At 42.8% G+C, this 23,259-nt stretch carries 20 protein-coding genes; 5 read left to right on the top strand and 15 right to left on the bottom strand.

The features are described from left to right. Positions 1-30 precede the first annotated feature (30 nt). The 3 genes from ACMXYX_RS03810 to ACMXYX_RS03800 are packed head-to-tail and all read right to left on the bottom strand — an operon-like array spanning position 31 to position 3,088. Positions 31-918: a DMT family transporter gene (locus tag ACMXYX_RS03810; protein ID WP_415897636.1), complete on the bottom strand. Its 888-nt coding sequence runs from the start codon at positions 916-918 to the stop codon at positions 31-33. A 17-nt stretch (positions 919-935) separates the two neighbouring features. Further along, on the bottom strand, positions 936-2,630 hold the full coding sequence (locus ACMXYX_RS03805; protein WP_415883676.1) for an NAD-binding protein: 1,695 nt from the start codon (positions 2,628-2,630) through the stop codon (positions 936-938). 20 nt (positions 2,631-2,650) lie between these two features. Then, positions 2,651-3,088, bottom strand: coding sequence for a DUF6394 family protein (locus ACMXYX_RS03800; protein ID WP_415883675.1), 438 nt, complete (start codon positions 3,086-3,088; stop codon positions 2,651-2,653). A 97-nt stretch (positions 3,089-3,185) separates the two neighbouring features. On the opposite strand from ACMXYX_RS03800, the gene ACMXYX_RS03795 reads away from it, so the two are divergent. Then, entirely contained in the window at positions 3,186-6,020 is a 2,835-nt protein-coding gene (locus tag ACMXYX_RS03795) for an insulinase family protein (RefSeq protein WP_415897635.1), read from the top strand. Between the two features lie 29 nt (positions 6,021-6,049). Here the strand turns inward: ACMXYX_RS03795 and ACMXYX_RS03790 are convergent, their stop codons facing one another. Then, positions 6,050-6,517, bottom strand: coding sequence for a hypothetical protein (locus tag ACMXYX_RS03790; RefSeq protein WP_415897634.1), 468 nt, complete (start codon positions 6,515-6,517; stop codon positions 6,050-6,052). Positions 6,518-6,542: 25 nt separating this feature from the next. After that, the gene (sbcB, locus tag ACMXYX_RS03785; protein WP_415897633.1) at positions 6,543-8,009 is read right to left on the bottom strand and encodes an exodeoxyribonuclease I; all 1,467 of its coding nucleotides are present in this window, start codon (positions 8,007-8,009) and stop codon (positions 6,543-6,545) included. A 125-nt stretch (positions 8,010-8,134) separates the two neighbouring features. Here sbcB and ACMXYX_RS03780 point away from each other — a divergent pair, with 125 nt between their 5' ends. Both ACMXYX_RS03780 and ACMXYX_RS03775 read left to right on the top strand, forming a co-directional pair. Continuing rightward, positions 8,135-8,560 carry a YchJ family protein gene (locus ACMXYX_RS03780; RefSeq protein WP_415897632.1) on the top strand — a complete coding sequence of 142 codons (426 nt, stop codon included), beginning with the start codon at positions 8,135-8,137 and terminating at the stop codon, positions 8,558-8,560. Between the two features lie 288 nt (positions 8,561-8,848). Further along, a complete protein-coding gene (locus ACMXYX_RS03775; protein WP_415897631.1) occupies positions 8,849-11,683 on the top strand; it encodes a DUF349 domain-containing protein in 2,835 nt (944 codons plus the stop codon). A 60-nt stretch (positions 11,684-11,743) separates the two neighbouring features. Here ACMXYX_RS03775 and phbB read toward each other — a convergent pair whose 3' ends face one another. The 6 genes from phbB to ACMXYX_RS03745 form a co-directional block, all read right to left on the bottom strand. Further along, entirely contained in the window at positions 11,744-12,493 is a 750-nt protein-coding gene (gene phbB / locus ACMXYX_RS03770; protein ID WP_415883669.1) for an acetoacetyl-CoA reductase, read from the bottom strand. Between the two features lie 511 nt (positions 12,494-13,004). After that, positions 13,005-14,117 (bottom strand): ABC transporter ATP-binding protein, encoded by a 1,113-nt coding sequence (locus ACMXYX_RS03765; protein WP_415883668.1) that lies wholly within the window; start codon positions 14,115-14,117, stop codon positions 13,005-13,007. A 3-nt stretch (positions 14,118-14,120) separates the two neighbouring features. Beyond that, positions 14,121-15,770, bottom strand: a complete 1,650-nt coding sequence (locus ACMXYX_RS03760) for an ABC transporter permease (RefSeq protein WP_415883667.1) — start codon at positions 15,768-15,770, stop codon at positions 14,121-14,123. A gap of 111 nt (positions 15,771-15,881) precedes the next feature. Continuing rightward, a complete protein-coding gene (locus ACMXYX_RS03755; RefSeq protein WP_415897630.1) occupies positions 15,882-16,934 on the bottom strand; it encodes a Fe(3+) ABC transporter substrate-binding protein in 1,053 nt (350 codons plus the stop codon). 90 nt (positions 16,935-17,024) lie between these two features. Next, the gene (locus ACMXYX_RS03750) at positions 17,025-17,999 is read right to left on the bottom strand and encodes a sterol desaturase family protein (RefSeq protein WP_415897629.1); all 975 of its coding nucleotides are present in this window, start codon (positions 17,997-17,999) and stop codon (positions 17,025-17,027) included. 69 nt (positions 18,000-18,068) lie between these two features. Further along, complete coding sequence (locus ACMXYX_RS03745; protein ID WP_415906504.1) at positions 18,069-19,466, bottom strand: DUF4856 domain-containing protein; 1,398 nt, start codon at positions 19,464-19,466, stop codon at positions 18,069-18,071. A gap of 195 nt (positions 19,467-19,661) precedes the next feature. On the opposite strand from ACMXYX_RS03745, the gene ACMXYX_RS03740 reads away from it, so the two are divergent. Next, a complete protein-coding gene (locus ACMXYX_RS03740) occupies positions 19,662-20,369 on the top strand; it encodes a 16S rRNA (uracil(1498)-N(3))-methyltransferase (protein WP_415883663.1) in 708 nt (235 codons plus the stop codon). Here ACMXYX_RS03740 and ampD read toward each other — a convergent pair whose 3' ends face one another. Beyond that, on the bottom strand, positions 20,370-20,915 hold the full coding sequence (ampD, locus tag ACMXYX_RS03735; RefSeq protein WP_415897627.1) for a 1,6-anhydro-N-acetylmuramyl-L-alanine amidase AmpD: 546 nt from the start codon (positions 20,913-20,915) through the stop codon (positions 20,370-20,372). 101 nt (positions 20,916-21,016) lie between these two features. Between ampD and nadC the strand changes: the two genes are divergently transcribed. Next, entirely contained in the window at positions 21,017-21,862 is an 846-nt protein-coding gene (gene nadC / locus ACMXYX_RS03730) for a carboxylating nicotinate-nucleotide diphosphorylase (protein ID WP_415897626.1), read from the top strand. 87 nt (positions 21,863-21,949) lie between these two features. Here nadC and ACMXYX_RS03725 read toward each other — a convergent pair whose 3' ends face one another. The 3 genes from ACMXYX_RS03725 to ACMXYX_RS03715 form a co-directional block, all read right to left on the bottom strand. After that, the gene (locus ACMXYX_RS03725) at positions 21,950-22,291 is read right to left on the bottom strand and encodes a hypothetical protein (protein WP_415897625.1); all 342 of its coding nucleotides are present in this window, start codon (positions 22,289-22,291) and stop codon (positions 21,950-21,952) included. Between the two features lie 158 nt (positions 22,292-22,449). Further along, the gene (locus ACMXYX_RS03720; protein ID WP_415897624.1) at positions 22,450-22,596 is read right to left on the bottom strand and encodes a hypothetical protein; all 147 of its coding nucleotides are present in this window, start codon (positions 22,594-22,596) and stop codon (positions 22,450-22,452) included. 119 nt (positions 22,597-22,715) lie between these two features. Further along, positions 22,716-23,225: a pilin gene (locus tag ACMXYX_RS03715; RefSeq protein ID WP_415906503.1), complete on the bottom strand. Its 510-nt coding sequence runs from the start codon at positions 23,223-23,225 to the stop codon at positions 22,716-22,718. Positions 23,226-23,259: the final 34 nt, after the last annotated feature.

The following is a 23,259-nucleotide window of genomic DNA, read 5'->3' as shown; positions in this document are numbered from 1 at the left end:
AAAAAAGTCCGCATTGTTTCTCCTACATAACTAGCTTTTACCGGCAACCGTACCGGCGACTACAGCGAGATAAATCCCTGTGAATATTAAAGCGATACCCCATAAATGAAAAGCCTGAACCTGCTCTGCGAGGAAAATCACTGATAATACAATCCCCCACATTGGCACTTGGTGAATAAATAATCCAGCTTTATGAGCGCCTAGCTTTTCAACACCATAATTCCAAAACAGATAAGCCAAGATAGAAGGAAAAATGGCTAAATAGGAGATCAGTAACATCAGATCCGTATCCCAGTGAATCTGCAAAGCTCTCTCGGTTTCCAACAGTGAAAGCGGTACTAGAATAATCACCCCTACGGTTAAAGAAACCGAGAAGAACGCAAACCCACTCATCTCTTTCGGTTTCCAACGCAATGCTAGGCTGTAACAAGCCCAAACAAACATTGCGAGTAGCACCCAAAGGTCGCCACTGTTGAAGTTAAGCGACATTAAAGCCTCTGGGTCACCTTTACTGATCAACGCTAAAACACCTAGTAGCGAAAGCAATACACCCAACCATTGCCGCATGGTCGCAGACTCACGAAGCACTAATGTGCTCATACAGAGGATCATGATCGGCATTGACGATTGCATCAACGTGCCATTCATAGCGGTCGTCGTTTGCAAACCGATATACGCCAAGGTGTTAAAGCCAGCAACACTCAAAGCGCCAAACAGCACTAACCTAGGCCAATACTGACGAATCACATCGCGATACTTATAAATGGTAGGGATAGCAAAAGGTAATAAAATAACGAACGCTAATGACCAGCGAATCAACGCTAGCGTAATCGGGGGGATATCAACAGAAAAAGCACGCGCTAAAACAAAGTTACCCGCCCAAAAAAGCGTGGTAAGCGTCAACAGTAGATAAGCCAAATATGACCTCGAAAGTCTTATTTATTCTTCTGCAAAAAACGCGAAAGTAGACTGTTACTCGCATCATTGCCCGTAATGACATAATGCAGGACATTATAATTATTTACAGTCCATTGCATACGGCGATTGGATTTATTTAAACCACAAATCAGGACTTCATCGCCCTCTTGTAGCTCATCCAACTCGCCAGGCAACATATCAATAAAATCCCCACGCTTTAACATTAGAGGAAAGGCATGTAGATTTTTCTTGCGATTGTGAGGGTCTTTAAAGAACAGAGAGAGCGTTAAGTCGAAGCCTTGTCTCTTTGCTTCCATAAAAGCAGGTGTTTCTTTCTCGCCTACGGTATAGGCCCAGCTATCTAACTCCCTGTCCCCTACCACACTGCTCATTCGATTAATCAATGTGTGTGCCCAGACATCGTCAAACTTATCCCGCATCTCTTCGATAAATATAGGCACTAGCGGCGATTTAACATGCGCAAGGATGCGGTTAGCGATAATACGCCCCGGCTCCATAATAAAATCAGCACGGCTGTTTTTAAAAACCAAGCCATTGGCATGGATGTTTTGTCTAACTACAGTCAGGAGTTTTGGGTTCAATTCTCGAGCGGTCATCATGATGGACAGGTTATCGGCATCATTATTGGTACCCGCAACGATACCCACTGCGTCCATAACCCCCGCTTCCATCAGTGTAACCGCTTCAGTACCAACGCCGGTTACTTGATGTGGAAGGTCTTTTATTTTTTCTGCATCAATATCTAAAACCGTCAGTTCGACATCACTTTCATCAAAATCGCGATACAACGCACGGCCAAAACGACCGTGCCCACAGATGATCCAACGCCCTTTTGTACGCTGATAGACGCTGGAAAGCGGACGATGGAATGGATTGTGAATCCAGTCATAGACCAGATGCATATAAGGCGCATGAGCCGCTAAAGAAAGATACTGTGCATAGGTACGGAACGGGTCCACTACCAGATCCGTACCAAAAGATTTTAGATTGGCAGAGGTAATATCAGATTCGGTACGACTGATCACCATCCGCTCAGGATTTAACAATTTACTAGCGATTGCAATAGAGAGATTAACCTGATCATGGTTCGTTAACGCCATGATGCCAATACATTTGGGATGCTGAAGGCCTGCCGCATCTAAGACATCGGGAAGAGAAGCATCGGCACAAAGCGCGGAAACAGAGACAGGTAACTCATCCATCTCTAACGCATCTATTTTGTCCTGATTGATATCAACAACCACCACGCGGATGTCACGTCGTACTAGCTGTCGAACAACGACACTTCCGGTCACACCGTAGCCACAAATCAGATAAAAGGGCTCGTTCATTTGCCGAACATCTGCAGTGAAGGAGCGCCTGCGCATCATACGGCCAAATACGGGTTCTTGTATCAGAGCCAGTGTCGTACCTATACCGTATAACCAAGCGATTACCGTGGCGTAGATGCAAAAGAGCGTCCACATACGTTGAGCCGAAGTGAATTCATAAGGAATTTCACCAAAACCGATGGTCGACCCCATAAAGGAGACAAAGTAAACCGCATGGAAGAAATCCATTCGGTAAACATTACCCTGATCATCCTCCCCAGGTATAAGTACAAATCCAAGTACTGAGATGGAGTAAACAACAATCAGAGTAATTAACGGTACCCTTAAGCGCCGTAAAAATAGATAGATAACGTTATTCATAAAGAATAATCGCTCAGTGCTTATCGACGCAGCATGGCAGTTTCAACTACCAACAAAATAACCGAGATAACATTGGCTAAGAGCGCGCCTGCACTTAGAGAAACAACGCTCGACATATTAGATGGGTCCATACCAATACCGCTAATCTGCTCTGCGTAACCCCAAATTCCTGCAGCGACGATTAGTTGCAGGTCAGCAACTAATGAGGTAGCTAGCATCAGTGCACCTAGATGTGTTCGGTCACCAAATTTAATGACTGTACAGATCATGCTGACAACTAATGCAGCAAAAAACTCGTAAACGTTATGGTGAGCTGGGTTTTCTATATCCCCAAGAAAGAAGCCAAAGTTGAGCGTCAATGCCAACACAATAAAAAACGCAAAAATCACTTTTTCCTTGTTCATCGCTTCCTTCAACTCCTGAACTTTTTTAACGAAGATCTGGATTGTAACACCCACGCTTACTAAATCCATTGAGTTGGATTAAGGAACCCTAACCGTTATGCTTTGTCACAACATAACATTTTGGTGTTTTTACGATTTAAGGCTTATTTTTATGCTAACTCTTTCCATGCCACGGCTAGTTATTTTTGCTGGTCTATTGTCTGCGGTTTTATCCACATCAGTATTCGCAGACGTCGAAAAAAGTCCCAACGATCCAAATGTATATCGCAGCCTAACCTTAGATAATCAACTGCGCGTTTTATTGATCTCGAATCCTAAAAGTGACAAAGCGGCTGCCTCTATGAATGTAGCGGTGGGATCTAGTGCTAACCCTAAAGATCGCGCGGGTCTAGCCCATTATCTCGAACACATGCTGTTCTTAGGCACCGAAAAATACCCTGCTGCGGATGAATATCAAAGTTTCATCCGTTCTCACGGTGGCGGCCATAACGCTTATACATCGATGGAAAACACCAACTACTTCTTTGATGTCACTGCTGATAATTTAGAACCCGCTTTAGATCGCTTTGCACAATTCTTTATTGCGCCGCTATTTGATGAAAAATACGTAGATCGCGAGCGCCATGCTGTTCACTCGGAATATCAATCAAAGATTAAAGATGATTACCGCCGTAGCTATGCCGTAACAAAATCTTTAATGAACCAACAAAATAGCCACAACTGGTTTGCAGTAGGTAGTTTAGAAACCCTAGCCAATACTCCCGAGCGCCCAATCCGTAAAGAGTTAATCGAATTTTATCAGCGCTATTATTCTGCCAATCTGATGGCACTTGCCGTGCAAGGTAGAGAACCACTGGACCAATTAGAGCAGATGGTAAGAGATAAATTCAGTGCGGTTAAAAACTACGATTCTAAAGCGTTTGAAACCAAAACCTCTCTGTTTAATCCGGAGCAATTACCGCAGTTGGTTAAGATCAAAAGCGTAAAAGATATCCGCTCACTTACGCTAACCTTCCCTACTGCTGAAACTCGCAGTCATTGGGAAAGCAAGCCGCTGTATTACATCAGCAACCTGATCGGCTATGAAGGCAAAGGCAGCTTACTTTCTCTACTGAAAGAGAAAGGCTTGGCAACGTCCCTTTCTGCTTCACAAGGTCATGATTTGGATAACCAAGCTAGCTTTATGGTCAGCATGCGCCTAACCGAACAAGGCCTAGAGCAGTACCAGCAAGTTATCCAAATGGTATTCCAGTATGTTGAATTGCTAAAACAGAGCGGAATTCAAAAAGCGCTATTTGATGAAGAGAAACAACTGAGCAACATCCGTTTTACCTTTCAGGAGCAATCAGAACCCATCCACATGGTGAGCGGTTTGACACGACAGATGCAATTTTTCCCAACGGAGAAAGTCATCTCTGCGAACTATACCTTTAATGAGTTTAAGCCTGAGCTGATTATGCAATATCTAGATCAGATCAAGCCAGAGAATATGCTGGTAACCATTAAAGCGCGTGATGTTAAAGGCAACCAAACAGAACCTGACTACAACGTACCTTTTGAAGTTTCTCAGTTTAACGCGGAAACCTTGAAAAGCTTCACCGTTAAAGCAATTGATCCGAAATTAACGGTTCGCAGCACTAACCCATTTATTGCTCAGGACCTAGATCTTCTAGCAGCAGAAACTAAACAAGCGCCTTATCTGCTGCAAGATAAACAAGGTTTCGAACATTGGCATTTAACCGATGTCAGCTTTAATGTGCCGAAAGCAAATGCCTATTTCACACTGCAAACCCCATTTGCCAATACCAGCGCTAAAAACTGGGTGATGAACAGCCTTTTCACTGAGATGCTGCAAGAGCAACTCAATGAAACACTCTACGATGCTTATCTGGCTGGTCTAGGCACGAATATTTATCCACATATGAAGGGCTTTACGGTTCGTTTATCTGGCTACAACGACAAACTCGATCTGCTAACAAAATATGTGGTTGATGCGATCAACAAACCTGATCTACCAAAAGAGCGCTTTGAGATCCTTAAGCAGAAGTATCTAGATAACTTAGCGAACCAGCTAAATGATAAACCGTACAATCAAACGACGAGCCGTCTGTATGAATTGCTTCTACCTCAATGGAGCAATGCAGAGGAACGTCGTGAAGCAGAAAAACTGACGGTTAGAGATCTTGCCGCTTATGCAGTTAAATTGCAGGAAACGCCGGACATTAAACTACTTACACATGGCAATATAAGCGAAGCAGACGCTAAAACAGTGGCTTCACTGATCACAGATAACCTATGGCAATCAGGCGCTAAAGAAGTGACGCCCATCCAGGTAGTTCAAATACCGCGCCAGCAGCAGCTTACTGATAAGTTAGTGATTGATCATGATGATTCAGCGATCTCTGTTTTGCTACAAGGCGATAACAACAGCAATAAAGAAAAAGCTGAATTCTCTGTATTGAGCGAAATTTTATCCGCGCCTTTCTACAATCAGCTGCGCACCGAAAAACAGCTGGGGTACATAGTCTTCGGTACGCCTTTACAGATGCACAAAACACCGGGTATTGCATTTATTGTGCAATCCCCTGTGGCAGACGGCAAAACGCTGGTAAAAGAGATTGATCAGTTCTTAATGCAATCGAGCAATTTGATCTCGCAATTAAACCAAGAAGAGCTGAACAAATTTAAACGCAGTGTGATTTCAAGAATCACTAAGCAGGATAAAAAACTATCCAGTCGTACCAAGCGATTCTGGCGAGAGCTCGATTGGGGTGAAACAGAATTTGATACCCGTAAGAAGCTGGCGGAAGCTGTCAAGAAAGTAACCTTAGACGATCTATCCAAACGCTACGCTGGTTTGTTGGATCGCCGTTTAACGGTCTTAAGTACAGGAAAGAAGTTTGAACGCCCTGCAACCGAGCCGACACAATTAACTCGCTTGTTTAAGCAACGTAGAGATCAGGGTAATTTCACTCCTGATGAATAATCATATTTAATGAGAGAATAAAAGCACGGTTATTGGTCTGGATTGATAACCGTGCGCTTTTTAATTTTTTCTTGCTCTAATTCCAACTGTTTTTGCTTTTGCGCTTCTATCGGTCGAAAATAGACGGAGTCTTTCACTTCAGGCTCAACCAGCTCTTCACAGCCTTGCCCGAGAATAAGGCATCGCGCTTTCTTCTCATCCTTACCAATCTGCACAAAGATCTTGTCCTCACCTTTTAGAGGTGGCTTTTTCGGCTTACCTGCAGGTACTTCGTTGACTACAGGTGGAACATAAGGGATCACAACCGGCTCTGGCAAATTACTAGGCAAGTCCTTAGGTTTGATCTCATTCATGCGCTCTTTATCAAAGGTGCCTCTGCGCCAATCTTTATAGGCCGTTTCACCATCTACCGTGCCGTAGAAATAACCTTTAGGTGTGGTTATCTCATAATCGATAGGTACCTCGATATCTTCCTCCGCACTTACTACGCAAGACATAAGGCACAGACCGAAAGCAATCGATCTAATAGGCATCGTCAAAAGCATCTTCCATAGGATAAATAGCCTCAGCGTATACAGCTAACTCTTCTAGAATATGGCGTTTATTATCATCCATTTCAGGCTGACCATAGAGCTCATTCAATCGCTGATAGAATGTATCCATAGTCAAATGACCGCCCTCGCCCTTTAACAACTTACGACGACGGTAATCTTCCCATTGCATCTGCTCTTCGTGGCTTAACACGGAGCTGCAATTACGCGCTTTATAGCGCAACAACATCTCCTCAAGCCGAGGATCTTGGAATGGCAGATCCAGCTCAGCCAACTCCATAGGGCCCGTTTGGCGAATTTGATCCATAGATTTACGATCAGATGGCGTAAAGAAACCGCCACTGTATAGCATCATATCCGGATCGCTTTCTGCCTCAAAAGGGCTCTCACTATAGATATCGGCAATTTTCTGCGACAGACCAGTAAAACTTCTTAGCATCTGCAAATGCGTTCGACACACATCCCCATCAATCTGCAAACGGGCCGCTTCCTCAGTATTCAACATGCCGGCAGGCGCTATGATCGGGCACTTATTTATATGCACCTGCTTTAACGCAATTTTCGGGTCTGCGTCAGTGAGTTCTGAATGCTTGGTATAAAGTAAACGCCTCAACTCTTCGACCGGTAATTGCATCAGAGGTTCTGGATTCACACGCAGATCCCACACTAACACCCCATTTTTATTCACAGGGTGTGTCGCCAAGGGTGCCACAATAGCAGCATTACCATGTTCAACCGGATAACGAGAAGAAACATGCAACACAGGCTTATGACTTTGCGGGTCTAGAAGGTTTTGAATAGATTGCTTACTGCGGTTATTTAGCACGTAATTAAATAACTTAGGCTGCTTATCCCGAACCAGCTTTGCCATCTCAATCGTGGCATACACATCTGATAAAGCATCATGGGCATGACCATGATCAATACCATTAGCGACCGTTAAATCTTCTAGCCTTAGACTTGGAGATCCATCTTCATATTTAGGCCAAGTAATACCTTCGGGGCGCAAGGATCGAGTTAATCGCAACATATCGATAATATCCCAACGGGAACAACCGTTTTGCCACTCTCGGGAATAGGGATCAAAGAAGTTACGATACAAACCATATCGCGTTACTTCATCATCAAAACGAATACTGTTGTAGCCCACACCACATGTGCCAGGGCGAGCAAGCTGCTCATGAATTTGAGCAAAGAAATCCGCTTCACAAACCCCCTCCTCTATCGCTTTTTGCGGTGTAATCCCAGTAATCAAGCATGCTTCTGGATGAGGGAGTTGGTCCTCACTTGGTTTGCAATAAAACATCACCGGCTCTTCGATGATGTTTAGCTGATCATCGGTCCGAATGCCAGCAAACTGAACCGGCCAATCGCGTTTTGGATCTGCGCCAAATGTTTCATAGTCATGCCAAAAGAATGTTAAAGGCGCATTAGCCATAAATTATCCTTGCCAAAAGGGTAAATCTGATAGATATAATGTGGGTATTAGCTATATATATTAAAAGAATAGCCAATAGAACGCTCTGTATTTCAGATTAACATTTCAATGTTAAGGGTTCACCCATGTCTCATAATCAGGATGTAATGAACAAAGTTTGTCCCTGTGGTTCCAATAAACCGTTTGATTACTGTTGCAAACCTATCGTACAAGGGCAAAAACCTGCACCAACAGCGGAAGCATTGATGCGATCCCGCTACACAGCCTTCGCGCTGGGTGCTATAGATTATCTAATCAATACCACTGCGCCAGAAAACCGCGGCGAAGATGATGCCGAAATTTTGGCTGACCAAGTCAAATATACAAACTGGACAGGCCTAACAATTTTAGATACTAACCAAGGCAATCGTTCTGACGAGACCGGCATGGTTGAGTTTGAAGCAAATTTCGAAACAGATGATCAAAGTGGTACTTTGTATGAAAAATCGAACTTCCGGAAAGAAGATGGTTTTTGGATCTATGTTGATGGTGATGTAGAAATTCGAACTTAGTCATAATTCTGCTTATCGCTTTAGAAAGTAAGCTCAGTTATCAATATTTAATTTTTATCTGGGCTCATTCTCTAACACCTTCTATTTCTTAGACTTAGCCGAAATAGTCAGTGCTCTTGCAAACTATCTATGTCTTTCCTTTTGTAAAAGCCACTCAAAAAACATTAAATGCCAGTACATTATCTTAATGTCAACGCTGTCAGTCACTAAATTCTCAGGTAGAATATTGGCCCTTAAAGGTAGCGCGTTCCATCTTATATACGCGTAGCCGTAGAAGTACAGGACACTATGCTAGCAAGATTTTTAAAGCCTAATTGGCAACACGCCAAACCCGAAAAGCGGATCAAAGCGATTGCAAAACTTCGCGAAACTGATGCCGACGCTCAAACTATCCTATCGCAGCTAGCACTGAAAGATCAGGACGAGACAGTACGTTTAAATGCTACTGAAAAACTCTCAGACCTTAACCTATTAGTCCAAATCAGCCAGAACGACAGTTCTAGCAATATCCAGCAATTAGCTCTACACCGAATTAGTCAAATTCTTCTCAGCCAAGAAGAGACACCACTTCAAGAAGAAAAAAGCTCTGCACTTTCCTACATTACAGATGGCGATTTACTGACTCACATTGCACTGAATAGCCAAGACGAACAGCTTCGTGAGCAAGCCGTTATCCAAGTTTCTGACGATCATGATCTTGTTCTTATTGCAGAAAAAAGCCAACGAGCTAGTTTGCGCGTCCTAGCTGCCGGTCAGATCAATAGTGAAGAGATTCTTGAGCAACTCCAAAAGGCAGCTCGTAATAAAGATAAAGGCGTTGTTAAAGTCACGAAAGAAAAGCTTCAAGTCATTCGTGAACAGAAGAAGCAAGAACAAGCTCAACAAGAAGCGATCCAGAAACAGTTAGCTTCTATTCAACAACTCGCAGCAACTGAATTCTTCCCGCTGTATTCTGCGAAGATGACTGCTATTGAAGCGGACTGGGAAAAACTTAGCTCTTCGACGAATGCCGAACAACAAGAGCTTTTCCAAGAAAAGCTAAAAATCTGTTCTGAAACGATCCAGAAGCATGATGCAGAACAACAGGCTGAACAAGAGAAAGAAGCTCAGCTAGAGAAGCAAAAAGCTCAAAGCCATGCAGTCTACTCTGAGCTATGTATTCTTAAAGAACAAAGCAGCACATTACCTGCAGATAAGGCACAGCTAAAAACATTCCAATCTCGTTTGGAATCGCTTTGTGCTGATTGGACAGCAGTAAAGCAATACAGCAGCAAAGATGAGCAGTCTAGCTTCGATAAAATCACCGCTCAATTAAAGAACCTATTGGTTTCTTATTTTCATCTGATTGAAGCCGAAGAAAAAATTAAAGCTCTGTGCGCTGTATTGAATGGTTCACCTGAGATTGAGCCATTGAACAAAGCCGCGCAAGAAGCCACACAGCTAATAAACAAATTTAGCTGGCCTAAATTACAAGAGAAGCCTGCTTCACTAACAGAGCTAGAAGAAGGCTTAGCTTGCGCGAAATTGCGTCTAGACGCCGATAATAATCATGCGCTACAGCTACAAAAAGAGCTTAGCGATGTCTTAGATGGACTAAAATCTGCGATCTCATCCGGTGAAATCCGCTCTGCTGACAAGCAAATTAAAAGAGCAGAACAGCTAAGTAAACGCCTAAATGGCAACCTAACACCAGAGCTTGAACAACGTATTAAAGCACTTGGAGCCGAGCTTCAAGAGATTAGGGACTGGCAAGCTTATGCTGTCGCACCAAAAAAAGAATCTCTATGTGAAGAGATGGAAACACTGAGCCAATCCAATCTTCCAGTACAAGATTTAGCGACCCAAGTTCGTAGGATCCAGAAAGAGTGGAAACTGCTTGATGCAACCGACTCTGTTCATTCGCAACAGCTTTGGAAGCGATTCAAAAAAGCCTCAGACGCTGCGTATGCGCCTTGTGACCAACACTTTGCTCAACAGCGAGATATTCGCAAGAGCAATTTAGAAAAGCGCCAGCAGATCTTAGAAGCGCTAAAAGACCTAAAAGCACCTCAAGAAAAAACTGTCGAAAACTGGAAGGATTACAGTCATCAGATCCATCAAGCGAAAACAGAATGGCGCAATTATTCCCCTGTTGATCGTGCTCCAGGTAAAAAGCTACAAGTTCAGTTTGATCAATTATTAAAAGAACTGGATGCACCGCTAAAAGAGATTCGACAGGCTAACGCCAAAGAAAAGCAAAGTTTAATCGCCGAAACAGAGCAGCTTCTGCAAGCAACAAATCTTCATAATGCGACAGAGCAAGTTAAAGAGCTTCAAAAAGCCTGGAAATTAATTGGCCCTGCTCCTCGCAATCAAGAAAGAAAACTTTGGAATCAGTTTAGAGAAAACTGCAGTCAAGTTTTTGAAATGTATTTCGCTGATAAATCATCATCGAAAGAAGGCAATTCTCAAGCACAAAACAGTAACGCTATAGAAAAACAGTGCTCTGAACTAGAGCAGCTGATTGAAACCGGCGCTAGCTTAAATCATCTGCAGGAACTTCTTGGTTCTATGCAGCAGCTTCTGCCAATTGAAGACGAAACCTTATCCGAGCGAATCGAAAAAGCAATCAACTATGTGCAGCGTCAAAAGCACGAGTTGAAACAATTCGAGTCAGAGCCATACCTAACGATTCAGCGCAAGGCTGAAATTTGCGAACAGCTTGAGCATGCAATATTGGATGAGACTGTAAGTGATTGCATAGCATCGCTACAACATGCTTGGGAGCAAGAACCTGAATCACCTTCTGAAAAATCAGATATCGACCAGCGTTTTGCAGTTCTTCTATCTTTGATCTCTAACCCAGATGAAATGGATGAGATGATCAATACTCAAGAACAACGCTTACGCCACCTTTGTATTCGCCTAGAGATAGCAACATCCCAGCCTTCGCCACCAGAAGACCAAGCGCTGCGTATGGAATATCAAATGGAGCGTTTACAGCAAGCACTTGCTGAACAAAAACAGGGCTTTAATCTCAGTGAGATCAAACAGCTTGAACAAGAATGGCTAGGCATACCTTTTGCCGCTCATTTCGAAGAGTTCAATGAACGCTTTGAAGAAAGATTGCAGCAATTACTCTAAAAAGATTAGAAACAAAAAAACCGCTAAAAAGCGGTTTTTTTATATATAAGCTATTCAGCTTTATGACATGTGCAAGCCGCCATTCACCGACATATCCGCACCTGTGATATAACCAGAATGCTCGCCACACAAGAAATTGCACATGTGACCAATCTCTTCAGGCGTACCAAAACGACCCACAGGGATACCAGCGCAAATCTGATCTTGAATCTCTTGAGCTATCTTCGCCACCATTGCAGTTTTAATATAACCAGGCGAAACCGTATTTACCGTCACACCTTTACGTGCAACCTCTTGAGCCAAGGCTTTAGTGAAACCATGAATACCTGCTTTTGCTGCAGAGTAGTTACACTGACCAAACTGACCTTTCTGAGCGTTTACAGAAGAGATATTGATGATACGGCCCCAACCGCTATCAATCATGCCGTTGATAACTAAACGGGTCATATGGAACATAGAATCAAGGTTAGCTGTTAAGACCTCATCCCACTGTTCCCAACTCATCTTTTTAAACTGACCATCACGTGTGATACCTGCGTTATTTATCAGAATATCAACAGTGCCGCCCGTCAGCTCTTCAACTGTAGCTATACACTGAGCACATGACTCAGCATCAGTCACATCACCGTAAGCTACATCAATCTCATAACCTGCTGCTTTTTGCTCTGCTTGCCAAGCTTGAGCTTTTGAATGGTCTCCACCACTGTTGTAACCAGCAACTACTCGAAATCCACCATCAACCAATTCACGGCAAATCGACGTACCTAAGCCACCTGTTCCACCTGTTACTAGGGCTATTTTTTGACCCATGTTACATCCCCTTTTTACGCATTTGTGCTTTGTAGTAATTATTTATGGTCCATCTTTGCCAAACTAAGAATACCCACCAGCTCGAGGCTTTGAATAAGGTATTTCATAAGTTGGTTATATATCGATCATAATCCGATATCTTCAACGATAATAATATGACTTTGGTTGAAGAGTAATAAGGATAATCCAATACTATGAAGTAAAAGTGACAAACCAATACAATCAAGGAAGTCGACGCAACGCAGCAATAATATCCAAAATGGAATCTATCACAGCAAAAGATATGTATAGAACAGAAAAGAACAGGAATTAAAAACCCTAAATAAACACTTACTTTTCAGCAGGTTAAAAATCTAGACTACATTTGAAATAAGAATTTATTAATAGGTAAGAAAAGCTATTAAGCCATCTTTTTTTTACCGCATCGCAACAACCGCTAGCATTGTAAAATAGTTAACAGTTTTAACGAGTTAGAGCGACGTAAACAGAAAGTTTAAGGGTAAACGCGTATTCAAGCTCCCGCAGCGGGTACAACATCTGACTCTTGTATTTCACAAATCCCCGATTCTGGATCACAAATCGGAAGGACAACAAGGTGGTCAAATTCAATTTTTAACCCGATACGCTCACCTACATCATGGTCATGATGACACGCGGTGATACAAGGTACGATTTCGCCATTATCCAACTGAACTTGGTAAAGATAATGAGAACCTCGGAACCATTTACTGACGATCAGCCCGGTGGTATCACTTTCTTCTTCATGCTGAATATCATCTGGTCGAATTAACAACTCAACTTCAGTCCCTGGCGCATAAACTAGCTTTTCGTCGCCGACCAAAACGCCTAACGATGTCTCAACCGAATAAGCATCTTTGATACGCGCCTTAAGAAACTCCCCCAAACCGATAAAGTCAGCTACAAAGCGGGTTTTGGGTTCATGATAGATATTAAAAGCCGTGCCCCACTGTTGAATAACACCTTGTTGCATTACGGCAATTTTATCTGCCATTGCAAAGGCTTCCATCTGGTCGTGTGTTACCAGAATAGCGCTCACCTCTTCTTGCTTAAGGATATCTCGAATCTCAGGTACTAGGGTTTCACGCAGGTTAGCATCCAAGCCAGAAAACGGCTCATCCAACAACAGTAGATCAGGCTTTGGTGCCATCGCACGCGCAAGCGCAATCCTTTGTTGCTGACCACCTGATAAAGAGTGCGGGTAGCGCTCCTCTACACCCGGCAAGCCTACTAGCTCAAGCAACTCTGAAATACGTGCGATCTTATCAGCTCTGCTCCAGTTTTTGATACCAAATGCAATATTATCCGCGATGCTCAAATGCGGGAACAATGCGATATCTTGGAAAACCATACCAATATTGCGTTGCTCAGTTGGCATGCAAAATTGCGAAGTGGACAACTGCTGCCCCAACATGGAAATCTCGCCAGATTTAACTGGCTCAAACCCTGCAATCGATCTTAGCAGTGTAGATTTACCACAGCCACTAGGCCCTAAAAGACAACCAATTTCACCCTTTTCTAATCCCAAAGAAACATTATGCACAACCTCAACATCACCATAGGCTAAGGTTACATCATCAATTAAAAGGTGTTTTGCTTGGCTCATAACTTAGTTTCCTGCACGCCCTTTAGATATTGAGCGGCTTAGTAAAATCACCGGTAATAGACCTACCGCTACTATTAATAATGACGCTGGCGCTGCATCGATCAATCTTTCATCTGACGCCAACTCAAACGCTCTAACAGCTAGCGTATTAAAGTTGAAAGGCCTCAATATAAGAGTCGCTGGAAGCTCTTTTAAAACATCGACAAATACAATTAGAAGCGCAGTTAATACAGAACTACGCATCAAAGGTACATGTACCTGTTTTAATACTTGTAACGGCGTACAGCCTAAAGTGCGCGCCGCGCCATCTAGACTTGGTTTTATCTTGCCTAAACCACTCTGAATCGAGCCCAGAGAGACCGCTAAGAAGCGAACAGTATAAGCAAATAATAGCGCGACAATCGTCCCAGAAAGAATCAGCCCTAAATCAACGTCGAACCAATTTTTGGCAGCTGCGATTAGTTGATGATCCATCCATGCAAATGGGATGATAACCCCTATAGCGATAATGGTTCCTGGCAACGCATAACCCATCCCCGCAGTTGCAATAGAGAAACGCACGCCTTTACTTGGCGTTAAACGTCCAGCATAAGCTAATAAGAGCGCAAAACCGACAGCAATCAGGGCAGCCAGAAATGCCAAATAGAAAGAGTTCCATGCTAACTCAAGAAAATCACCATCAGACAGATCCGCCTGCGTAAAACTCCAATATCCAAGCAAGCCTGCAGGAATCAGAAATCCGAATAGAACTGGGAACAAGCACACGATAAATGCAAAGCACGCTTTCCCGCCTTTAAGCTCGATTAGCTTGGCCTTAGCTTTATATTCTGCTGAAGAGTGGTACCTTGCTTTACGACGAGAATATTTTTCGACTAAAACTAGAAGCGCTACAAATCCAAGTAGAAAAGCTGCCAACTGAGCCGCAGCAGCGGAGTCGCCAAAACCATAAAAAGTACGAAAAATACCTGTAGTAAAGGTGCTAACGCCAAAATACTGCACGGTGCCATAATCAGCCAATGTTTCCATCAACGCCAAGGTTAAGCCAGCTATAATTGCAGGACGCGCTAAAGGCAAAGCTAATTTGAACAAGCCTTGCCACTGGTTATAGCCTAGAGTTCTGCTGACTTCCAAAGTACTAGCGGATTGCTCAAGAAAGGCTGCACGGCTTAATAGATATACATACGGATACAACACTAAAGCCAGCATCATAATCGCTCCACCTAAAGAACGAACTTCGAAAAACCAATACTCGCCGTAACCGAGTCCAGTGATATCTCTGATTAGAGTTTGCACTGGGCCAGCATAGTCCAATAAGCCCGTATAAGTGTAAGCAATGATATAGGCAGGGACAGCTAAAGGCAGAAGCAGAGCCCAAGCAAACAATTTGCGCCCAGGGAATTCGCAAACGCTTGTGAGCCAAGCGGTTGGGATACCTAAAAGAAGAACACCAAACCCCACGCCGAGCATGAGTAGTAATGAATTACTGACGTAATCAGCGAGGACCGTGTTATATAGATGAGAGAAAACATCAGCAGAGCCGTTAAAAACAAATCCAACTATTACAGCAAGTGGCAGTAATAGAAGAAAAGTTACGACGAAGCTACTTGTCGCAAGCCAATTTTGTCCAAATTGTTTGAATTTAACTGCAGGCATTATTTTTTTACAGGCTCTGAAAAAACAGAAAACGCCTGTAAGACTTCTCTACAGGCGCTTAGGTCAAGCTATTCTATCACTTAATAAACAATTACTTGATAATAAAATAAATCACTTCCAACCTGCGCGATCCATTAATTCAACTGCGCTACGGTTATTTTCACCCAGTTTGCTCAACACAATATCGTCAGCAGTAAATTCACCCAACCCAGCCAACGTGTCAGACACCTTAGCAGTCGTTACGACAGGATATTCGTTATTAACCTCTGCATACCAAGCTTGAGACTGATCAGAGGCCATAAATTCCATTAGCTTCACTGCATTATCAACATTACGAGCATGCTTAGTCACACCTGCGCCACTAACGTTCATATGAACACCACGGTCAGCTTGGTTTGGCCAAAACGCTGCCAATTTAGCTCCAATTGCTTTCTTTTCAGCATTTTCGCTATTTAACAAACGACCAAAATAGTAAGTATTTGCTATGGCGATATCACATACGCCTGCTGCTGCAGCTTTTAGCTGATCAGTATCACCACCTGAAGGCGGCTTCGCGAAGTTTTTCACTAAACCTTTAGCCCAAGCTTCAGTTTTCTCTACGCCGATAGCATCGATCATAGAAGCAACTAAGGATTGATTATAAATATTATTGGAAGAACGAACACAGATACGCCCTTTCCATTTTGAATCAGCTAGATCTTCATAAGTGGACAACTCTGAAGGTTCAACTTTACCTTTTACGTAAAAGATCGTTCTTGCACGCTGAGACATGCCATACCAATAACCATCAGCATCTTTAAGACTTTGCGGAATCAGTTTACTTAAAGTATCGCTACCAGACACCTGAAGAACACCAGCACTCTTAGCGCGGTGTAAACGACCGGCATCAACAGTCACAAACAGGTCTGCAGGGCTTGCTTTACCTTCTACCTCAAGGCGCTTTAACAACGCATCAGCTTTACCTGTTACAAGGTTTACATTGATACCTGTTTCATCTGTAAAACGATCTAGAAGCGGTTTAATCAAGGCTTCTTTACGTGCTGAATAAACATTTACAACACCGGTTTCTTGAGCAAAAGCAGATGTGGGCAATAAAGCGGATACAGTGACAGCAGCAACAGCACCAACAGAGGAAACAATCTTAGCTAAAGCATTTATCTTCATTAAAAAACCTCAACACTCAACAATACAAAACGTGTCTTAAAGTAAGAATAGAATCATAAACGATAACCGTTATCATTGATATATATCTATTCAATTATCATTTGCTACTTTTGGCTTCGATATTTGCCTTAAGCGACTAAATAGAGATTTAAACGGCTGAAAATAAAGATAGAGAACATTTTGCTCATTCGCCTCTACTTTTCTAGAAATACCAAACTCTAATTCCTGATCTCGTTCAGAATGAACCAAAGTACCTGTCCAGCGATCCCAAATCGCCAAGATAACCCCATAGTTTTTATCAAAATGCTTGGGCAAGGTTGAATGATGGATCTGATGCTGCGCAGGCGAGATCAACCATCGCTCTACTCCTTTCCAATAACCGATCGCTATCTGGGAATGACGTAAATTAGATCCCAGCACATTGAATAGAAAGGTCGTTACAACAACACCGTAAAACATAAATAGATCAACACGATCACCGAACAGGAAGGTAAAGACCGCGATTAAAAAACCTTGAACAAATATCGATCGAAACGAGAACAGAATCCCTTCAACTGGATGAGTACGAAATACTGTGATCGGCGTTAGAACCCGTGCGGAGTGATGGACTTTATGAAACTCCCACAGAAACGGTACTTCATGCAGCAATTTGTGCACAAAGAATCGGGAGAAGTCATTCAAGATAAAGTAACTGAAGGTAAATAGAGCCGTTATCATCCATAACGGCCAGTCATTACCAACAGATTGATAGCCCCACCACTCATACAATTTAAAAAACAGCCACTCGAAAACAACCGCATGTGTTAAAAGCAAAGGCGCTATAAATAAAAAAGAAAATTTGTTGATAACAAAGATGAGATAATCAGCTTTTGCTGATGACGACCACCAAACCTTGGCACTAAAGATAATCAAAATCGCTTTAACAAAAGAGACTCGTTTAGTTTGAACCAACCAAACGACAGCAATAACAAGAGCTGCTAACAAGTAGCCCCAATAGACGCGTTTTTTACTATCGGTAAAGTCCACTAGCACTGAATTATAGAATTCAGAAAAGATCTCGAGCATAGTCCCCTCAAATACAAAAAAGCCAGCCCTGTTAGCAAGGCTGGCTTTTAGCAATTGCTCTGTAGCGAATTAGTCGTTTTCTACGTAACCGCCAGAACCTAGTTTGTCAGCTAGAGCGCCCATGTCACCTAGAACATCTTTGTTACGCGCTTTAACGCCAAACTGATCAACCATCAACTGCTGAACTTTAAGCATGTGTAGCATGTACTGCTTCATGTCGCCAGAAGACGCTTGGATGTAGTTACCTTTGTCGTCTAGACCAACAACTTGCGTATTACCCAGCAATACAGGGCTGAAACCGATCAAACGGTTAAGTTTGACAGCCGTTTCACCAAGGTTTTTATTACCTGTTTGAAGTGCTAGTGCGAAACCTTTCAACTCACCCCAGTGCTTAGCGTAAGCACGGAATGCAGGAGCAACATCACCGTTAGTTTCAACTAGCTTGTTGATCTCTTTAAGATCTTTGTAAGTAGAACCTGCGTATTTGAATACAGCTTCTGCGATAACCATTTCCCAGTTATCAGCGATAGTCGCTGCGTGAGCTTTAAGCTCTGTACGTTGCTTATCAGTTAGTGCTTCACCTTTAGCATCTGTGATCAACTGGCGGCCATCAACGAAAGCTTGCATGATGTCGTGAAGGTAAGTTGTTTTACCGCCTTTATCGAAACCAGCTGCATAGTATGCGTGAGCGTAAGTCATCTCATTGTAAAGAGATACTTTACCGTCTTTATTGAAGTCAGCTTTAACAAGCGCACCTTCTTTCTGCTTAGCAATGTTGTATACATCTTCTGCAGTTAGATTAAGTGTATTCGCTGGTGCACCGAAGTAACCAAAACCTTCATCCCAAGCGTGCTCTTTACCTGTGTAGTGCTTACCTTCTTTGTAAGGCTTGTTGTTTGGCTTTTTGTCAGCATCTAGTTTTTCATCTAGGTAGTTATCTACAGCTTGGTTGTAGAATACTGCACCCATTGCGAACTTAGAGATGAGCTGACGGTAGTCGTAACCTGTTAGAGGGTCATAACCTTTGTCAGAAGCTGCTGCTTTCTCGATCATGAAAGTAATTACTTCAGGACCTGTCATGTTACCAGGCCAGCCTGGTACAGCACCTTTAAACGTTTTACCGGATAGGTTCTTACCTTTGGAGATCTCGTCTACAGAAGTCTCGGCAACTACGAAACCGCCTTTAGTTGCCGGAGAAAGGATCTCACGACCAGCATCTTTACCTTCGTAGTAAGCAAGCATTTTTGCTTTAAGTTCAGCGTTTGGCTGACCGTTACCTTGGCCTGCCAATTTTTTCAAAGAAGTGTGAAGAACCTGACGTGCAGCCTGACCCGTATACGCAACAGAATTAGTAGCATCACCGTTGTAACCTTTTAGAGTTACAGGGAAATTGTCGTAATTTTGAGCCGCATTAGCACCTAGCGCAGTAACCATAGCAACACTAGCAACAAGAACTTTAAGCTTCACAGAAACCCCCTTCATGGATTCACAGAATATTGATCGCTTATACAAGATGGCGCAAAGGTACCACACTCCAAAAGATAACGCTACAGATAAACATTCTCATTTAGATAAACATCTATTTTCTTGATTAGGGTTAAAATTAGCCTTAAATACCCTAGACCGGTACACTTCAGTTTCTTCCCTGTACCTGATAACCCCATGAATCTAATACTAATTAATAAAGCTGACTTTGTTGCGAGCGACACTGCGGTTCTAACAGATCATCGCTTTGAACATATTCGCTCAATACAAAAACCAGAGATTGGAGCCCTACTGAATGTAGGTTTTCTCAATGGAGCTCTAGGCAAAGGAGAAGTATTAGAACTCAATAACAGGTCTGTAACCCTAAAGGTATCTCTAGAAAAAGAGCCTCCTGCAGCATTACCTCTAACCCTAATATTGGCCCTACCCAGACCTAAAATGCTGAAACGGATACTACAAACTGTCTCCGCGATGGGTGTGAAAGAACTTTATCTGATTAATTCTTATCGAGTAGATAAAAGCTATTGGAGCACACCAATACTTAATCAAGTAGAAGAACAGCTCAAGCTTGGTTTGGAACAAGCTGGCGATACAATAATGCCGAAAGTTCATTTACGTAAACGCTTCAAGCCTTTTGTAGAAGATGAACTACCAGAGATCGCGCAAAATACGCGTGCTTTAGTTGCCCATCCCTATAATGCAGAACGATGCTCAACACCCGAATCTATTCCAACAACCTTAGCCATTGGTCCTGAGGGTGGTTTTATAGAATACGAAGTCGATAAACTAAATCAGTGCGGATTCAAATCAATCCATATTGGTGAGCGCATCTTAAGAGTTGAAAATGCAGTACCGGTTTTGCTGGCAAAACTATTCCCCGTCTAATTAATCCAATAGTTTTCGATATCTTTGCCAGTCAAAGGCTGGACCAGGGTCAGTTTTACGCTCTGGGGCTATATCGCAATGCCCAACAATCCTATCTAGCTCTATCTTTGGATAGAGATCGCGTAACTGCTGGGTAAGGGTAACTAAAGCGTTGTACTGCTCATCAGAATAAGGGTCTATATCCGTTCCCTCTAGCTCTATGCCTATCGAAAAATCATTACAATTTTCTCTGCCTTCAAAGATAGACACACCAGCATGCCAAGCTCTACAGCCGGTTGGCACAAATTGGACAATATGACCACTTCGCTCAATTAGGAAATGAGCAGATACCTGAAGATCTTTTATCTCTTCAAAAAAAGGATCGGTCGTGGCGTCTAACTTATTCTGAAAAAATTGTTGAATGTAGCCACCACCAAACTTACCCGGTGGCAAACTAATGTTGTGGATAACCAATAGAGAAATATCGTTAGAGTCTGGGCGCTCATTAAAATTCGGCGAAGGTACAATCTCTACCTCTTTGTGCCAGTTTTGACCTGCAATATTCATTTATCCCCTACCCGCTCTAGATCTATTTCGATAGAATCTGCATATTATCAGAGGCCTATTTGTAAAAGCCAAGCCTCACACATTTTCAATCAGGACCGACTATGTTGACCCGCGCAAAAATTCAGCACCTTATCCCAGACGCCGTTCGTTATGCTTTACAGGAAGATATAGGCAGTGGCGATATTACCGCACAACTCATTCCTGCTGAACAAACTGCAACGGCTCGCATTATCAGTCGTCAAGAGGCTGTTGTTTGTGGTGTCGACTGGGTAAATGAAGTTTTTCGCCAAGTAGACCCTGAACTAGAACTAGACTGGCAAGTTGATGATGGAGATATCGTTCAACGTGACCAAGTACTTTTCTGGGCAAAAGGTTCAGCAAGAAATCTCCTAACAGCAGAACGCGCAGCTTTAAACTTTCTACAAACGCTTTCAGGCACAGCAACTGTTAGTAAGTTTTACGCGGACAAAGTGGCTGGCACAACTGTAAAGTTACTTGACACTCGCAAAACTCTCCCAGGCCTTCGCTTTGCCCAGAAATATGCCGTTGCCTGTGGTGGCTGCTACAACCATCGAATTGGCTTATTCGACGCTTTCTTGATTAAAGAGAACCATATTATGGCCTGCGGTGGTATCGACGCCGCAATTGCCACAGCGAAATCAAATGAGCCTGGCAAACCCGTCGAAGTTGAAGTGGAAACGATGGAAGAACTTCATCAAGCGCTAGAAGCCGGTGCAGACATCATTATGCTGGATAACTTCTCTCTAGAAGCGATGAGGGACTCAGTTAAGCTAACTCGCGGCATTGCCAAGCTTGAAGCCTCTGGTGGCATTACTGACGAAACCTTACGCCCTATCGCAGAAACTGGCGTGGATTATATATCCATTGGCGCGCTGACTAAGCACTGCCAAGCAGTAGATCTGTCTATGCGTTTAATTGAAGATTAAAGCCTAGATCACATTGCTTATAAATCAAAAAAGGCTGCATATGAGCAGCCTTTTTTACATCTAAAACAACACTAAAAGGTAGATTAATTACTGACAACTATCTGCAGCCAGTTGATCCCAATCATCTTCCTTCTGAATTTTAACCACATCATAAATCTCTACAATGGCCGTCGTCACACCTTTGGCTTTAATGATTTCACAAGCCTTAGCTGCCGCATGATGGGGATTAACACTGTCAGGAACAATACCAACAGCCATCACAGAATCATCATGCCACCATACAGGTCGCGCTGGGAATTCTGGCTGTTCGAGAATAGCATTTTCTGCCGCGCTTTTAATTTGAGGAGTTAGCCTTTCAGTAGTATTGGCGATATACCAAGTCACACCAACACAAGCTGCGATTAGAATAATTATTATATTTCGTTTCATTAAAAATGAGTCATTCAAGATTAAAATATGATGGTGTAAGGCTACCACTCTGTGACACATATAGAAATAGATATATAGACAAAGCCATGATAGGAATAGACTTAAGTTTCACAACACACTTTTTGATGTTTATCGTAGAGACAAAATAGGCATACAGCCTAAACGGGATGGGAATAAATATACTTAAGTTCTATAACGATCTTCGGCTGTTTTTCAGTTACCAAACCTTTTTCGACTTGCTCAACCTCAGCCAGTTTAAAGGCAAATAAACGACCTTTTTGTGTATGCTTACTTGTTGAATTCATGACACTTTCCAAAGATGGTTGGAAAAGTGCCAGCCTTTTTAAGGACTAGACAGTATCAACAAAAAGGGCCAACTAAGTTGACCCTTTTTAAATTCAAGAATATAGATTCCAAACTTGACTTAAGTACCTGACGTAACAGTAACCGCAGCAGAGCCGTTGTTATAAGTAAGAGCGGCAGCACTCGCCTGATCATCCTTACATGAACCAGGTAGGTACTGGTAAACATCTTTAGCTGGATCCGCACCACAATCCCACTCAGAGATAGTATCACCTGGTTCAGGAGTAGTTGCTGGCGTTAAGAATACCCAAGCGTCATCAACATCTGTATCGATTGCTCGAGCCTGAACTGCTACAGCACCTGAAACATCAGTAGCAACATTAGCTACGAACTTAGTTGGAGCAACTTCTTCACAGCCCCAGTTACCTGCACCAGGAAAGCTGTCATCCGAACTTTGCACTACTTCAGTGATAGTTGTACGACATGCACTTGCAGCCAAAATAACCTCGGACATTTTAGCTTTAATCGTATAGCTCTGGTAAGCCGGCAATGCAATTGCCGCCAAAATACCGATGATCGCAACCACGATCATCAATTCAATAAGGGTAAAACCTTGTTGTACTTTTTTCATTTTATTTCTCCAGCGAATAAAAATCCTTGGTATC

Origin of the sequence: Neptuniibacter sp. QD72_48 (assembly GCF_047778065.1) — a bacterium.
Lineage (GTDB): Bacteria > Pseudomonadota > Gammaproteobacteria > Pseudomonadales > Balneatricaceae > Neptuniibacter.
This window is presented reverse-complemented; position numbering and strand designations above follow the sequence as displayed.